Origin of the sequence: Devosia aurantiaca (genome assembly GCF_011058215.1) — a bacterium.
Classification (GTDB): Bacteria; Pseudomonadota; Alphaproteobacteria; order Rhizobiales; family Devosiaceae; genus Devosia; species Devosia aurantiaca.
Genome location: NZ_JAALFG010000001.1, coordinates 637,464 through 651,945, shown reverse-complemented (window position 1 = coordinate 651,945; position 14,482 = coordinate 637,464). Strand labels below are relative to the sequence as shown.

The window sequence follows — 14,482 nt, the reverse complement described above, 5'->3', positions numbered from 1 at the left end:
AGCTGAACTGGCGCGAAACAGTCCCCGAGCAAAAAGCCATCTGTTTGCCTCAGGGGCGAACAGGATTATGAAGCAGCGTTCCCGTTTCTCGACAGGTTTGCCCCAATGGATTTCCGCATTTCGGCCGATGACCGCGTAGGTAGACCAGCCGCCCGCCAGGCCAAGCCGCAAACACGCGCCAAGGCCAAGGGTGAACGCGTCGAGCCAACCATCGGTTCGTCGGCCATGGGTCATTCGGTCGGTTTTTCGGTCGATGATCGCGTCGGCACCGCTGGCAAGGGTGGCGGCGGGGGCAAGCCGCCCAAGGGCAAGGGCAGGCCACCGCGTCGCGGCCGGGCCGAAACGGCACGTCCGCGCAAGAAGAAGCGCGGCGGCGGTTTCCTTATGGGTGTGCTCTGGTGGGGCTTTGTCGCCTGCCTCTGGGCCGGCCTCGCCGTGATCGGCGTCATCGTTTACTACGGCGCGCAGCTTCCGGCTTCCAACACCTGGGCCATTCCCGAGCGTCCGCCCAATATCCGCATTCTCGCCGCTGACGGTAGCTTGCTTTCCAACCGCGGGCAGACCGGCGGCGAAGCCGTGACCTTCCGCGAACTGCCGCACTTCGTGCCCGCCGCCTTTATCGCTTCGGAAGACCGACGCTTCATGAGCCATTTCGGCGTCGACCCGATCGGTCTTCTGGCCGTGGCCGTGGAATCGGTGCAGGCGCGAGAAGTGACGCGCGGCGCCTCGACGCTGACGCAGCAGGTCGCCAAGAACCTCTTCCTCACCCCCGACCAGACCCTGGGCCGCAAGGTGCAGGAAGCCATCCTTGCCGTCTGGCTCGAGCAGAATTTCACCAAGGAAGAAATTCTCGAACTCTATATGAACCGCGTTTATTTCGGTTCGGGCGCCACCGGCATCGAAGCGGCGGCGCAGACCTATTTCGGCGTTTCCGCCCGCAACCTGTCGCTGGGCCAGGCCGCCATGCTGGTCGGCATCCTGCCAGCTCCATCTGCCTATAACCCCAAGGCCAATCCCGAGCGTGCCAAGGAACGCCAGCGCATCGTGCTCAATGCCATGGCGCAGGAAGGCTATATCACTCGCGAGGAAGCCGACGCCGCCCGCATCGATCCCGATCAGGAAGTGCGCACCGTCATCGCCGGCTCGGAATCCTACGTGGCCGACTGGGTCGAGTCGCTGATGACCTCCTATATCGGGGAAATAGGCTCGGACGTGATCGTCCAGACCACGATCGACTACAAGCTGCAAAAGGACGCCGAGTTCATCGTCCGCGAAGCGGTTGCCACCGAAGGCCCCAAGCGCGGCTTCACGCAGGGCGCGCTCGTGTCGATGGACGTCAATGGCACCGTGCGTGCCATGGTGGGCGGCGTCGATTACCAGGCCAGCCAGTATAACCGCGCCGTCACCGCCAAGCGCCAGCCGGGCTCGACCTTCAAGCCCTTCGTCTACATGGCCGCGATGGAAAAGGGCTATACGCCCGATACCTTGGCCGAGGATGCGCAGTTCGAATACAATGGTTGGAGCCCGCGCAATGCCAATGGCAAATATGCCGGCACGGTGACGCTGCGCCAGGGCCTTGCCTATTCGCTCAACACCATTGCCGGGCGCCTCGCCATCGACGTCACCCCGGAAAAGGTGATCGAAGTGGCCATGCGCATGGGCATTTCCTCCTCGCTGACGCCGGTGCCGTCGATCGCGCTCGGCACGCAGGAAGTAAACCTTCTCGAGCTCACCTCCGCCTATGCGCCCTTTGCCAATGGCGGCATGGGGGTCATCCCCAATGTCATCACCAAGATCACCGACGTCGAAGGCAAGGTGCTCTATGAAAGCTCCGATGCCGGCCCCGGACGCGTCATCGATCCCAACATCCTTGCCGAAATGAACGACATGCTGGAGACCGCCGTCGAAGTCGGTACCGGCAAGGGCGCCCCCGAATAGGCGCCTGGGAGATGGGCGGCAAGACCGGCACGTCGCAGGAATCGCGCGACGCCCTTTTCGTCGGCTATACCTCGGCCATGGTCACCGGCGTCTGGCTCGGCAATGACGACAACAAGGGCACTTCGCTTTCGGGCGGCAACGTCCCGGCGGCGATCTGGTCGGACTTCATGACCAAGGCCCTGGCCGGTCGCGAACCGACGCCGATCCCCGGCGGGTCCTATTCCGGCCAGCTCGTGGCCCAGCAGATGGTCGACCCGGCAACGGGCCTGCCCATCATCGACCCCGCCACCGGTCAGCCGCAGGTGCAATATGTCGATGGCGGTACCGGCCAGCCGGTGCAGACGCAGATCGATCCGGCCACCGGCCAGGTCGTGGCCATCGATCCGGCTACGGGTCTGCCCATGCAGGGCATGCAGCCGCTGCAGAGTGCCGCCGCACCGGTGCAGACCCAGCAGATCGACCCCGCCACTGGCCTGCCGGTCCAGCAGATCGATCCGCAGACCGGCATGCCGCTCGATACGTCTGGCCAGACGCAGCAGGTGACCTATGACGCCAATGGCCAGGCCATCGATCCGGTCACCGGCTTCCCACTGCAGGCGCCGACCACGGCAACGCCAATCGACCCGGATACCGGCCTGCCGATGACGCTGGTCACCGATCCGGCAACCGGCCAGCAGGTCTGGGTGCCGAGCGCGCCAGCGCAGCAGGGCTTCCAGCAGGCCCAGCCACAGCAGTTCGCGCCGCCCGCCGAGGTGCAGCAGCAGCAGCCGCAAGTGGTCTACGACGCGCCGCAACAGCAGCGAACGCTGATGGACATGATCTTCGGCAACTAAAACAAAGCCCCGGACACCGATCCGGGGCTTTTCGTTTCAACCGTCGCTGCCGGGCGCCTGCCAGTTCATCAGCTCGCGTCCATGCGCCTTGAGCCAGGCCCGGCCGCGTTCCATGTCCGGCAGGGTCCGGGTGACCGTCGCCCAGAAGGCGGCCGAGTGGTTCATCTCGACGAGATGGGCCACTTCATGCGCCGCCACATAATCGAGCACATGCGGCGGCGCGAGGATCAGCCGCCAATTGTAGTTGATGTTGCCGGTCGATGAGCACGACCCCCAGCGGCTCGACTGGCTGCGCAACCGCACCTGCCTCACCTCGACACCGAGCCGGTCGGCATGGATCTGGCTCTGCCGCACGAGGTCGTCCAGCGCTTGGCGCTTCAGCCAATCGTAAAGCCGCCGCGGCTGGTGTTCGGATGCGCCGGGCACGCGGATGTCGCCATCGACCACCTCTACCCGCCCACGCAAGGCGCCGGTGGACACGACTTGATGCGGCACGCCGCGCAGCGGCAGCTCGATCCCCGCTCCTAACCGCCGCGCCCCGACCGTCCGCGGCAGCCGCGCCGCCAGCCAGTGGCGGTGACGCTGGAGAAACGCCTCGGCATCGGTCCAGCGCGCCTTTTCCGGAACGGTCAGCAACGGCCCGGTCGCGGGAATGGAGAGCCGAAAGCTCTTGGCGCGCTTGCTGGTGCGCACCGCAACGGCCGTCGAAACCCCATCGAGGTCAAGATGCGTCACCGAAGGCGGCGCGCTGCGCTGGCGGAGAAAGGAGAACATTGGCGACCGAAGAATCGTAGACGAGGAGTGTAGCGCAGGTACGATAACCTGTGGGCGTAGAGTTTGCGGCATCGAGCATATGCGCCGGCCGAACTCCTCCCCCTCCTCAAGGGGGAGGGGGTGGGGGTGGTTTGGTACACCCCACAAAAAAGCGCCCCTTGCGGGGCGCCAGTCGTCGTCAGGGAAGGAGGTCGTCTGAGGCCAACGGGGCTTAGCCGTTGTTGTTGCCCCAGTTATCTTGTGAGGTGTTGCTGTTGCCATAGCCCTGGCGGCTGCCGCGGCGGTCGTTCATGAAGCGATCGAATTCCTCGCGATCCTTGGCCTTGTTGAGGTTCGCCATATATTCGTGGAAGGCGTCGATCTCGGCGTCGAGGCGGGCACGTTCTTCTTCGAGGCGCTTCAGCTGTTCGGCGCGATATTCGTCAAAGGCGGCATTGCCCGAAGAGGTGGCAAAGTTCGGACGGCCAAAGCCGGTATTCTTGGTGTTGCTGCGCACGAAAGAGCATCCCTTGTTCCAGTAGCGTTGAGCCTGCTCGGCCGAGCCGCCGAACTTTTCACCCCAAAGAATGTAGCCCAGCACCGCCAGGCCCAGCGGCCAGAAGACGATGAAGCCGATAACCATGAGGGTAATGGTCAGGGGAGACCATTGCGGTTTAATCAGTGCAGTGTTCATATCGTTCAAACTCCCAGTCACGATGGTCCTAACGTGGTCCCGCAAGAGTCGGGATCAAGAATGTGCCTGTCGTTTTTTTGAACTTGAATTTTTGGCCGCGCGTCCCATGAGCCCCCGATGACCGAGCAAACCGCCATATCCGCGCTGTTCCCGACTGGCTGGCGGCCGATGCGGCTCCAAACCCTGGTCGTGCTGCGCTGGCTGGCCGTCGCGGGGCAAACCATCGGCGTCCTGTTCGTCACCTGGGGCCTCGGCTTCCCGCTGCCGCTCCTGCCCTGCCTGATCCTGATCGGGCTCTCCGCCGCCCTCAATATCGGCCTCGTCCTGCGCTATGGCGCTCATTTCCGCCTGTCGTCGCGTGTCGCAGCGCTGCAGCTGGTGTTCGACCTGTTCCAGCTCGGCGGGCTTCTGGCGCTGACCGGTGGCCTCGAAAACCCCTTTGCGCTTCTGCTCCTGGCGCCGGTTTCGGTTTCAGCCACCACCCTGCCCTCGCGCCAGACCTGGGTGATTGCCGGCGTCGCCGCCGTTATCGCCACCATCATTTCGGTGGTGCACCTGCCCCTGCCCTGGGATCCGGTGCAGACCATCACCTTCAACCGCATCTATGTGATCGGCATCTGGGTCTCGATCATCTGCGGCGTGGTCTTTGTGTCCGCCTACACCAATCGCGTCGCCCATGATGCGCGCCAGATCGCCGATGCCTTGGCCGCTACCGAACTTGCCCTTTCCCGCCGCGAGCAATTGTCGGCGCTCGATGGCCTTGCCGCCGCGGCCGCGCATGAACTGGGCACGCCGCTTTCCACCATCGCCCTTGCCGCCAAGGAAATGCGCGCCGAAGTGGAAAGCGGCAGCCAGCTCGCCGAAGACGTCGAGCTCATCATCGCCCAGTCGGCGCGCTGCCGGGCGATCCTTGCAAAGCTGCGTAACCTCGGCAGCGAACCGGCCGATCTTTTTGCCCAGGCGCCGCTCACCGACATCCTCGACGAGGTCGCCGCCCCCATGAAGGGCGCGGCAAGGTCATCCTTTTTTATTCCGAAAACGCCACCGGCCCCGATCCGATCTTCCCGCGCAGCGTCGGGCTGCTCTACGGGCTCGGCAATCTCATCGAAAATGCCAGCGACTACGCGCGGCAAACAGTGCGCATCGAAAGCGCGTGGGACCCGGCCTCGATCACCGTCCGCATCACCGATGACGGTCCCGGCTTTGCTCCCGAGCTGATCGCCCGGCTGGGCGAGCCTTATCTGACCAGCCGGCCGCGCGATCCTTCCGGCAGCGATGCGCACCAGCCAGGAGGTCTCGGCCTCGGCATTTTCATCGCCAAGACGCTTCTCGAGCGGACCGGCGCGCGCCTAACCTTCGACAATGCCGATGGCGCCCAGCATGCGCGGGTCAGTATTCGCTGGCAGCGCCAAGATTTGACAGATCGTTCACCCAGCTGAGTTTTGACGAAAGCCCCCAGAGCGCCTATGTGAGAGGCATGGAAACGATCGAACAACTTTTGGCGGGCGATCCGAGCCTTCTGCTCGTCGACGACGACGCCGCCTTCCTCCAGCGCCTCGAACGCGCCATGGCCCGTCGCGGCTTTGACGTGCGCATCGCCGGCAGCGTCGCCGATGGCCTCGCCGCGGTCGCCGAAAAGCCCCCGCCTTCGCCGTGGTCGACCTCCGCCTCGAAGACGGCAATGGACTCGACGTCGTCTCGGCCCTGCATCAGAAGCGCGCCGACGCGCGCGCCGTGGTGCTGACCGGCTATGGCAATATCGCCACCGCCGTCACCGCGGTGAAGCTTGGGGCCATGGATTATCTCAGCAAGCCCGCCGACGCCGACGACGTCATCAACGCCCTCCTCGCGACCGGCGAAGACAAGCCCGAGCCGCCTGAAAACCCGATGTCCGCCGACCGGGTGCGCTGGGAACACATTCAGCGCGTCTATGAACTGTGCGACCGCAACGTCTCGGAAACCGCAAGGCGATTGAACATGCACCGGCGGACCTTGCAGCGGATTTTGGCGAAGCGCGCCCCACGATAGAGGCACGCTGAGCCTTCGGCTCCTTCACCTCCCTCCCCTCGATGGGGAGGGTAGCTGCGCTAGGTTGGCAGAACCGTAGCAAAGCTGGGTGGGGTGGGGTGGGGTCACGAGCGCTGCGCCCAGGGCTACACCCCACCCAGCTACGCTAGGACCTATCGGTCCAAGCTGCGCTACCCTCCCCCTCAAGGGGAGGGAGATCCCGGGTCCATAACCTCGTTTTGCGCAACCTAACACCAGCCGAACTCCTCCCCCTTCTTCAGGGGAGGCCGGGTGGGGGCCTACCTATTCCCCACATCAAAAATCGTCTGAAACCCACCATAAATCATACGTGCTCCATCGAAGGGCATCTGCATGTTGGCCATGCCAGGATCGTTCATCATCTTTTCGCTGGCGGCATCACACGTCGCCTTGTCGGGATATTCCACCCAGGAAAAGACGATCACCTCGTCGTCCTTGGCCAGCACCGAGCGCTGGAAGTCGGTGAGTTCGCCCTTGGGAACGTCTTCACCCCAGTTCTCGACGCAGCGCGTTGCTCCCCATTTGAGGAAGTATTCGGAGGCTTCCTTAGCGTGGGCCATATAGGCCTCCTTGTTGGCGGCGGGCACGGCGGCGATAAAACCTTGGACATAGGTCATGCTGGTCTCCTGTTGCTCGGTTCACCCTTGAGACGAACAAGAAGAGCCTACTCCGACACCCGCCCTCGAGAAAGTCAGGCCTCCGCCGCTTCGAGCGCGCGCACACGGGCCGCCAGCTCCTGCACTGCCGCAACCAGCGGGGCAATGAACTGATCATAGCGCAGCGCCTGGAGGCTATCGACATCTTCCTTGTCGCTCAGCACATGGCCGCCAAAATCGCGCACGCCGCAGCGCGTCACCGCCGCGGCGACCTCCTGGGCCAGAAAACCGTAATGGGTGCGGCCGTCATCTTCCTGCCAGTGAAAGCGCACCGGCTCCAGCGCTTCGATAAAGGCCAGACCCAGATCGGTAGGCGCGATCGCGGTCTTGCTGCGCCGATCCGAGGTCTGGATCGTGCCCGTGGCCGACCATACGGCGGACCAACGCGCGCTGCTGCTGCCCAGGCTCTGGACGTTGTCGCTGGCCGGGCGCAACACGCCGCCGATGCTGACGGCGCCGGAAACGGCATCGACGCTGATCGCATCGGTCCAGTTCGCGCCATCGGCGCTGACCTTGATGCGCCATTGATTGTCGCCCATCAGCCCCATCTCGGCCCGTCCGGACCAGTTGGACTGAAAAAGGAGGCTCGCCGTATCGGAAGCAGAAGCCTTGTTGAGCTTGAGCTGGTGGCTCGCCCCTGCATGCGTCAGAAGCGTTGCTTCCGAGGCCACAGCCAGCCGGTTCGTGGTGTCGGCGCTGGTGTTGACGCCTAGTTTTGGCAGCCCGCTGCCGATGGCGGCCACGGCGGTCCAAGCCGTGCCCGAATAAACCAGCAAAGCTTTCTTCTCGCGATCATAGACCTGCCAGCCCTCGGCCGGATCAAAGAATGTCCAGGCACCGGACTGGAAGGCCGCGATCTCGTCACCGTGTCCGGCCCAGGCGCCACTCGCACCGTCGGGCACGATATAGCTCTCGCCCGGCAATGGTGTCGCCGGCGGCGTTGTCTCGAGGCAGCTCTCGACGATCGGCTGCACCAAGGCATCGAGGCGCTGCAAGGCGTCGTTGTGGGTGATGTGCTTGAGAGCCTGCCCCGCCATGATGAAGGGCAGGTCGAGGCGTGCTGTATTGTCCATGATGCGCTCCGGTTTTCGCTGGAGCGCAGTTTGGCGCCGCCTCATCCCGCGGGGATAAGCGGTGTAGATCAGGCCGCTGCCGGTGCCCGTAATTGGGTTCGGATGAAAGCGGCGACAAAGCAAAGGCTCATCAGCAAGACGATGGTGGGCGCCGGGGCGCTGTCGAGGAAAAAGCTGAGATAAACCCCGACGAGACTGCACACCACCGACACAGCGATGGCCAGCCACAGCATGACGCCAAAGCGCTTGGTGAGCAGAAAGGCAATGGCACCGGGGGCGATCAGCAGGGCGATCACCAGCACGATTCCCACTGCCTGCAGCGCACCCACCACGGCCAGCGAGATCATCGCCAGGAGCCCGTAATGCAGGAGCTGCGTCGGCAGGCCTATGGCGCCGGCCTGCTGCGGATCGAAGATGAAGAGCATGAGGTCGCGCCACTTGGCGCCGAGCAGGACCACCACCACGAGAGCAATGATGCCGGCCGTGATCAGGTCCGAGGCACCGACGCCCAGCATGTTGCCGAACAGAATATGGTCAAGATGCACATCGGTTTCGATGGCGGTGTAGAGGACGATGCCGAGGCCGAAGAGCCCGGCAAAGACCACACCCATCACCGTATCTTCCTTGATGCGGCTGTTCTCCTTGAGGAACCCGACCGAAAGCGCGCAGACCATGCCGGCGACGAAGGCGCCGATGCCGAGCGGCAGGCCGACGATATAGGCCAGCACCACGCCGGGCAGCACGGCATGGGAGATGGCGTCGCCCATCAGCGACCAGCCCTTGAGCACGAGGAAGCAGGACAACATCGCCGTCGGCACCGCCACCAGCACGGCAATGATCATGGCCTGCACCATGAAGGGGAAGCTGAAGGGCCAGAGCGCCATCTCATACCACGGGATCATGCTGCTTCCTTTCGGACGCGGCGCCGGGCGGCGAGCATGCCGTGCTTGGGGGCAAAGACGAAGGCTGCAAGGAAAACCAGCGTCTGCAGCAGGACGATGATCCCGCCTGTTGCGCCATCGAGGAAATAGCTCGCATAAGCGCCGACAAAGGATGTCGCAGTGCCGACAAAGACGGCGATAACGATCACTCGTGAGAAGCGGTCGGCCAGAAGATAAGCGGTCGCGCCCGGCGTGATCACCATGGCGATGACGAGGAACGCCCCCACCGTCTGCATCGCCGCAACCGTCGCGGCGCTGAGGAGGGTGAAGAAGATGATCCGCAACAGCTGGGTCCGAATGCCGATGGAGCGGGCATGGCTTTCATCGAAAAACGTGACCATGAGGTCCTTCCAGATCAAGGCCATGACCCCAAGCGTCACCACGGAAATGATCACCAGCTGGATGGTTTCGCTGGGCGTGATGGCCAGGATGTTCCCCAGCACGATCGACTGCACATCCACCGGCGTCGGCGAAATCGAGACCATGAAGAGCCCCAGCCCGAAAAAGCCGGTAAAGATCAGCCCGATCACCGCGTCTTCCTTGAGCTTGGTGCGCTGGCTCAGAAACAACATCGCCGCTGCCGCCATGCCGCCGGACAAAAATGCGCCGATCGAAAACGGCAGGCCCAGCATATAGGCGCCGGCAACGCCCGGCACGATCGAGTGGCTCAAGGCATCGCCGATCAGCGACCAACCCTTGAGCATGAGATATGCCGAAAGGAAGGCGCAGATGGCGCCCACCAGGGCCGAAACCCACATGGCATTGACCATGTAGTGGTAGCCGAAGGGCTCGATCAGGGTGTCGATCATGGCGCGTCCGGTCGCCGGTTCTGCTGCGCCTCGTGGCCCTTTTCGCCGTAGAACACCAGTGGCCGCTCGTCGTCGGTCAAGACCGACAGGTGCCGCGGATCGTCATCGTCGTGAAGGCCCGGCCCCGACAGGACGAAATGGCGCAAGACGCCACCAAAGGCCTGTTCGAGCTTTTCGCGGGTGAACACATCTTCCGTTGGCCCGTAGGCCAGCACCGTGCCCTTGACCAAGACTGTGCGGTCACAGAACTCGGGCACCGAGCCCAAATTATGGGTCGATACAAGGATCACCTTGCCCTCGTCGCGCAGGTCGCGCAGCAGGGCGATGATGGCGTCCTCAGTCTGCACATCGACGCCGGTAAACGGCTCGTCGAGCAAAATAACCTCACCCTCCTGCGCCAGCGCCCGCGCCAAAAACACGCGCTTTTTCTGCCCGCCCGAAAGCTCGCCGATCTGGCGCTTGGCAAAGTCGGTCATGTTGACGCGCGCCAATGCCGACGCGACCTTTTCGCGATCGACCGGGCGCGGGATACGCAGCATGTTCATGTGGCCAAAGCGGCCCATCATCACCACGTCCTCGACCAGGACCGGAAAATTCCAGTCGACTTCCTCCGATTGCGGCACATAGGCGACAAGGTTCTTGCGCTGCGCCTTGCGGCCTTCCTCACCCAGAATGGTGATGCTGCCGTTGACCAGCGACACAAAGCCCATGATGGCCTTGAAGATCGTCGATTTGCCGGCCCCGTTGACGCCAACCAGCGCCGTGATCGAGCCGCGCGGCGAAGAAAATGTGGCGTGCTTGAGCGCCAGCGTGCCATTGCGATAGGCCACGGTGATGTCGTTGACGACAATGCCTTGGGTCATGACGTAAGGCCTTCGAGAATGGTCGAGGTGGTGACGCGCAAAAGGTCGAGATAGGTGGGCACCGGACCATCCGGCTCGGAGAGCGAATCCACATAGAGCACCCCGCCATAGGCAATGCCGGTTTCGCGCGCCACCTGCTCGGCCGGCCGGGACGAAATGGTGGATTCCGAAAAGATCACCGGTATCGCATTGGCCCGCACCGCATCGATCACCTCGCGCACCTGCCGCGGCGAGCCCTGCTGGTCCGAATTGATGGGCCAGAGGTAAAGCTCCTTAAGCTCGAAATCGCGCGCCAGATAAGCAAACGCCCCTTCCGACGTCAGCAGCCACCGCCGCTTCTCGGGGATCGCCGCCAGCGATGCACGGATCGGCTCGACCGTCGCGGTGATCGCTTCGGCATAAGCCGCAGCATTGGCGGAATAGATCGCCTCGTTTGCCGGATCGGCCGCGACAAACGCCTTGCGGATATTTTCGACATAGATCAGCGCGTCGGACGGCGACATCCAGGCATGCGGATTGGGCTTGCCTTCATAGGGCCCGGCCCCGATGCCGATCGGCGCGATGCCTTCAGTCAGGACCACGCTGGGGACATCGGGCAGGTTGTCGAGGAATTGGGCGAACCACTGCTCGAGATTGAGCCCGTTCCACAAAATAAGATCCGCATCCTGCGCCGCCACCAGATCACCCGGCGTCGGCTGGTAATTATGGATTTCGGCACCGGGCTTGGTGATCGACACCACATCGGCAGCATCACCCGCCACATTGCGCGCCATGTCGGCCAGAATGGTAAAACTCGTCACAGCCTTAAGGCGATCTTGAGCCTGGGTGGGAAGCGTCAGCGACACCAGCGCCAGCGCCAGAACATAGAGAAAGCGAACCACGTCACACTCCTGATTGCCCAAAAGCTAGTGCGACTGCAAATCATTTGCAAGTAGCGATCTGATCGGAAGTTGACGCGGCAAGCCCGAGGCGACACAACGGCACGGATAACAGGATGGTCCCTTGCCGCAGCTCGTCAGTCTTCTTGCCGCCTTGGCGCTGTTTGCCGGTCTCGTGCTCAGCACCCCGCTTCCGGAAGTGGCAAACATCATCGGCCTCGTGCTTATGGTGGTGGCGCTGATCGCGCTGTTCTTTGACCGCCGGGCACGAGAGATCGCCAGGCAACCGCATTTCCTCGCGATCTACGGCGCCGGCCTGCTGCTGCTCCTTGCGCTCATCCCCACCGCCACCAGCGCCGAGCATATCGCTGCCATCCTGATCCTCGCGCCGCTGTGGCTGGCCGGCCCCTATGCAGGACTGATTACCGGTGCGCCGCGACAACTCTTGTCGCCGCTTGGTATCGGCGTTCTGGCGCTGATCGGCACCACTGCGTCGACGCTGATCGCCGGCTACGATGTTTTCGTGCTGCAGATGCCGAGGGGCGGTTTTTCGGTCAATAACCCGATCCACCTCGCGGACCTTGCCGTATCTCTCGGCTTTCTGTCGCTGCTCGGCCTCTTCAGCCGCAGCCGCTGGCGCTTCATCGTGCTCTTGGGACCGGTTCTTGCGCTGGCGACCGTGCTGCTTTCGGCGTCGCGGGGGCCGCTCTTGGCCTTCTGCGTGCTCGCGGCAGTCAGCGTGGTTTTCTATGTCGCCGCAATTTGGCGACCCCGTAAGGCCATCGCACTTGGCCTCGGTCTTGCCTTTGCGTGCCTCGTCCTCGCCGCGCCCTTTGTCAGCGTCGATCTCAGCGGTCGAAAGTTCCAGCTGGCAGATATCGCGCAACAGGTCCTTACAGGCTCGACCGAAGACGGATCGACCAGCGAGCGCCTGTTCATGCTTCAAACCGCTTGGGGAGCCTTTCAGGCGTCACCAGTCTACGGTTTTGGCATGATCGACTACCCCTCCAAGGCCGCGCCCTTTGGCCCCTCTGACAATCCCTTCAGGCCTTCCCAGCATCTTCACAACGACATCGCGGATTTTGCCGTGATCGCAGGCTCGCTGGGCCTCCTGAGCTATGCCTTGATCATCCTCGCTCCCCTTATCGGCGGCCTGCGCACCCGACGCGCCGATGCACTGTTTATCGGCCTCATGGCCACCGCGGGCTATTTCACCATGGGGCTCACCAATGCCATGATAGGCATTCTGACCCAGACAATGCTGTTCGGACTGATGCTGGCGCTTATCGGCATGCTGTCGCACAAGGATCAGACGTGAACGCCATCCATATCGCTCTCACCTTTGACGACAACTTCTGGGCCCCGGCCTACGCGACGATGCGGTCGGTCTGTTTGTTCACTTTTCGCCGCCACGATCTTATATTTCACCTGTGCCACCGGACCCTGACCGATCAGCATCGCGAAGACCTCGCGGCAATTGCCGATGAGTTTCCCGTTGAACTGCGTTGGTACGATCTCGACCAGTCCGAAATGTTTCGCGACATCGCAAAGCGCATGCCCGAAAACAAACGGCTGTCGAACATCGTTTACGCCAGATTGATGCTGGACCGCCTCGTCGGACCAGAGGTGGAGCGCATCCTATATCTTGACTGCGACATGCTGGTGCGTGACAGGATCGAAGCGCTTTTCGACATCGACATGCAAGGCAATGCCATCGCTGCGGTCCGAGACACGATTGGCGCATTCATTACCGGTGGCCGTGATCTCAAAGGCAATCGTGATCTGTTTGATCCGGCCAATTATTATTTCAATGCAGGCATGGTGCTGATCGACACCGCCAAGTGGCGGGACGCCGACATCATCGGGCGGATGGAAGAGGCCTTTGCCAGTGGGGTCATGGCGCGCATCTACTACGACCAGGATTTGCTGAACCTGATCTTTCATGGCAAGTGGCTGAAACTTCCCTGGCGCTGGAACACGGTGGATGCAAGACACGCACATGAAGGATTGGACCCCGCAATCCTCCACTACACCGGCGAGAACAAGCCCTGGGGCGTATTTGCGGGTATGCGGCAGTCGGTAGCCTTTGCCAGGCTTTACCGACACGTGATGACCAACGAGCTGTTTTACCGTTTCGCGCGGCATCGCTGGAAGCGGTGGTGGCGCAAGACGCTGCGGCTTGGTCGCTAGACCGCCGCGGGATCAAGACCTTCCCGGATGCAAAGAGCGTCCAACACGCTGCCTGGTTCGGGAAGCGGCAGCCCCGCTCGCCCGCGGTCGGTCAGTTGGCTCCGCCAAAGGTGGATGCCCAGGGTTTCCGGCGTTATGGCAGCGTCGAGGCTCGAACCCTTCTTCATCAGCGCCGGAATGCCCTCATAGGGGACGGGATAAAAGGTCGTGGCCGGGAAGACCTTTTCGGTCAGCCCATGCGCTGCCACGTAGTGGGTCAGCGCCATCGGACCGGTTGCCCCATACTGCATGTGCTCGGGCGAGACGCGGTCTCCGAAGAGGCGGCGAATAGCAACTTCCCAGCGACGGAGCGGCGGGAGGTGCGGCTCGAACAGGGGCCGATGCGGGTGCTCGAAAATCGAAAGCAGGTCCTCGATAAGTGGAGCGTCCCTGGGGATGCGAAGAACGGCGCCGTTAACCGAGCCAGGCCGCTCCCAGGCCATCATGAAGTCTGACGAATTGTCGAAGGGGCGCAGGCAGTAGATGTCGAGATCGGCATAAATGCCGAGCCCGGCGCGCAGGGCCGCATAGCGGAAGTGGTCGGAAAAAACGCCGGGCGTGCCCTTGCCCTTGTAGAACACCAACCTGTCCTCGGGCAGCACCTGGCTGGCGTCGCGCCATTCGGCGCCGGCGGGGAGGTCGGCGATGGGTGCGTAGGAATAGACCGCCACATTGTGGCCGTGGCGGCGAAAGCTCTTGATCGACAAATGTTCGAGCCAGCTCAGCGGCCCGTGCCAGAAGCTGACGATGGTGGGCAGGGTCATGGCAT

Annotated in this window: 15 protein-coding genes and 1 pseudogene; 7 read left to right on the top strand and 9 right to left on the bottom strand. The window is 63.0% G+C overall.

Going from position 1 to position 14,482, the window contains the following annotated elements:
* Positions 1–105: 105 nt before the first annotated feature.
* On the top strand, positions 106–1,938 hold the full coding sequence (locus tag G5575_RS03410) for a transglycosylase domain-containing protein (protein WP_164533091.1): 1,833 nt from the start codon (positions 106–108) through the stop codon (positions 1,936–1,938).
* Between the two features lie 11 nt (positions 1,939–1,949).
* Entirely contained in the window at positions 1,950–2,771 is an 822-nt protein-coding gene (locus G5575_RS03405; protein WP_164533090.1) for a penicillin-binding protein 1C, read from the top strand.
* Between the two features lie 36 nt (positions 2,772–2,807).
* Here the strand turns inward: G5575_RS03405 and G5575_RS03400 are convergent, their stop codons facing one another.
* On the bottom strand, positions 2,808–3,545 hold the full coding sequence (locus tag G5575_RS03400; RefSeq protein WP_164533089.1) for a M48 family metallopeptidase: 738 nt from the start codon (positions 3,543–3,545) through the stop codon (positions 2,808–2,810).
* A gap of 211 nt (positions 3,546–3,756) precedes the next feature.
* Positions 3,757–4,218, bottom strand: a complete 462-nt coding sequence (locus G5575_RS03395; protein ID WP_164533088.1) for a DUF2852 domain-containing protein — start codon at positions 4,216–4,218, stop codon at positions 3,757–3,759.
* A gap of 117 nt (positions 4,219–4,335) precedes the next feature.
* Here G5575_RS03395 and G5575_RS19935 point away from each other — a divergent pair, with 117 nt between their 5' ends.
* The 3 genes and pseudogenes from G5575_RS19935 (at position 4,336) to G5575_RS03385 (ending at position 6,246) form a co-directional block, all read left to right on the top strand.
* Positions 4,336–5,436, top strand: a complete 1,101-nt coding sequence (locus tag G5575_RS19935) for an ActS/PrrB/RegB family redox-sensitive histidine kinase (RefSeq protein WP_328765822.1) — start codon at positions 4,336–4,338, stop codon at positions 5,434–5,436.
* Positions 5,355–5,657 (top strand): ATP-binding protein, encoded by a 303-nt coding sequence (locus tag G5575_RS19930; protein WP_328765821.1) that lies wholly within the window; start codon positions 5,355–5,357, stop codon positions 5,655–5,657. Before G5575_RS19935 ends, G5575_RS19930 begins: the two co-directional genes overlap by 82 nt.
* A gap of 38 nt (positions 5,658–5,695) precedes the next feature.
* A pseudogene (locus G5575_RS03385) lies at positions 5,696–6,246 on the top strand (ActR/PrrA/RegA family redox response regulator transcription factor).
* A 278-nt stretch (positions 6,247–6,524) separates the two neighbouring features.
* On the opposite strand, the gene G5575_RS03380 reads toward G5575_RS03385, so the two are convergent.
* From G5575_RS03380 to G5575_RS03355, 6 genes are all read right to left on the bottom strand, one after another.
* A complete protein-coding gene (locus tag G5575_RS03380; RefSeq protein WP_164533087.1) occupies positions 6,525–6,881 on the bottom strand; it encodes a DUF1428 domain-containing protein in 357 nt (118 codons plus the stop codon).
* 74 nt (positions 6,882–6,955) lie between these two features.
* Positions 6,956–7,993 (bottom strand): DUF2793 domain-containing protein, encoded by a 1,038-nt coding sequence (locus G5575_RS03375; protein WP_164533086.1) that lies wholly within the window; start codon positions 7,991–7,993, stop codon positions 6,956–6,958.
* 68 nt (positions 7,994–8,061) lie between these two features.
* Positions 8,062–8,895, bottom strand: a complete 834-nt coding sequence (locus tag G5575_RS03370; protein ID WP_164533085.1) for a metal ABC transporter permease — start codon at positions 8,893–8,895, stop codon at positions 8,062–8,064.
* A complete protein-coding gene (locus G5575_RS03365) occupies positions 8,892–9,743 on the bottom strand; it encodes a metal ABC transporter permease (RefSeq protein WP_164533084.1) in 852 nt (283 codons plus the stop codon). Before G5575_RS03365 ends, G5575_RS03370 begins: the two co-directional genes overlap by 4 nt.
* On the bottom strand, positions 9,740–10,606 hold the full coding sequence (locus tag G5575_RS03360; protein ID WP_164533083.1) for a manganese/iron ABC transporter ATP-binding protein: 867 nt from the start codon (positions 10,604–10,606) through the stop codon (positions 9,740–9,742). The genes G5575_RS03365 and G5575_RS03360 overlap by 4 nt, the downstream gene beginning before the upstream one ends.
* Positions 10,603–11,466, bottom strand: coding sequence for a metal ABC transporter substrate-binding protein (locus tag G5575_RS03355; protein WP_235935762.1), 864 nt, complete (start codon positions 11,464–11,466; stop codon positions 10,603–10,605). The genes G5575_RS03360 and G5575_RS03355 overlap by 4 nt, the downstream gene beginning before the upstream one ends.
* A 142-nt stretch (positions 11,467–11,608) precedes the next feature.
* On the opposite strand from G5575_RS03355, the gene G5575_RS03350 reads away from it, so the two are divergent.
* Positions 11,609–12,802, top strand: coding sequence for an O-antigen ligase family protein (locus G5575_RS03350; protein ID WP_164533081.1), 1,194 nt, complete (start codon positions 11,609–11,611; stop codon positions 12,800–12,802).
* Entirely contained in the window at positions 12,799–13,674 is an 876-nt protein-coding gene (locus tag G5575_RS03345) for a glycosyltransferase family 8 protein (RefSeq protein ID WP_164533080.1), read from the top strand. The genes G5575_RS03350 and G5575_RS03345 overlap by 4 nt, the downstream gene beginning before the upstream one ends.
* Here the strand turns inward: G5575_RS03345 and G5575_RS03340 are convergent.
* Positions 13,671–14,477, bottom strand: a complete 807-nt coding sequence (locus tag G5575_RS03340; RefSeq protein ID WP_164533079.1) for a hypothetical protein — start codon at positions 14,475–14,477, stop codon at positions 13,671–13,673. The genes G5575_RS03345 and G5575_RS03340 overlap by 4 nt on opposite strands.
* Positions 14,478–14,482 lie beyond the last annotated feature (5 nt).

What these genes read in the sequence shown, in the direction of transcription:
- G5575_RS03410 (WP_164533091.1), top strand. Translation starts at nt 106, where the DNA reads ATGGATTTCCGCATTTCGGCCGATGACCGCGTAGGTAGACCAGCCGCC.
- G5575_RS03360 (WP_164533083.1), bottom strand. Translation starts at nt 10,606, where the DNA reads ATGACCCAAGGCATTGTCGTCAACGACATCACCGTGGCCTATCGCAAT.
- G5575_RS03340 (WP_164533079.1), bottom strand. Translation starts at nt 14,477, where the DNA reads ATGACCCTGCCCACCATCGTCAGCTTCTGGCACGGGCCGCTGAGCTGG.
- G5575_RS19935 (WP_328765822.1), top strand. Translation starts at nt 4,336, where the DNA reads ATGACCGAGCAAACCGCCATATCCGCGCTGTTCCCGACTGGCTGGCGG.
- G5575_RS03380 (WP_164533087.1), bottom strand. Translation starts at nt 6,881, where the DNA reads ATGACCTATGTCCAAGGTTTTATCGCCGCCGTGCCCGCCGCCAACAAG.
- G5575_RS03395 (WP_164533088.1), bottom strand. Translation starts at nt 4,218, where the DNA reads ATGAACACTGCACTGATTAAACCGCAATGGTCTCCCCTGACCATTACC.
- G5575_RS03400 (WP_164533089.1), bottom strand. Translation starts at nt 3,545, where the DNA reads ATGTTCTCCTTTCTCCGCCAGCGCAGCGCGCCGCCTTCGGTGACGCAT.
- G5575_RS03375 (WP_164533086.1), bottom strand. Translation starts at nt 7,993, where the DNA reads ATGGACAATACAGCACGCCTCGACCTGCCCTTCATCATGGCGGGGCAG.
- G5575_RS03370 (WP_164533085.1), bottom strand. Translation starts at nt 8,895, where the DNA reads ATGATCCCGTGGTATGAGATGGCGCTCTGGCCCTTCAGCTTCCCCTTC.
- G5575_RS03365 (WP_164533084.1), bottom strand. Translation starts at nt 9,743, where the DNA reads ATGATCGACACCCTGATCGAGCCCTTCGGCTACCACTACATGGTCAAT.
- G5575_RS03405 (WP_164533090.1), top strand. Translation starts at nt 1,950, where the DNA reads ATGGGCGGCAAGACCGGCACGTCGCAGGAATCGCGCGACGCCCTTTTC.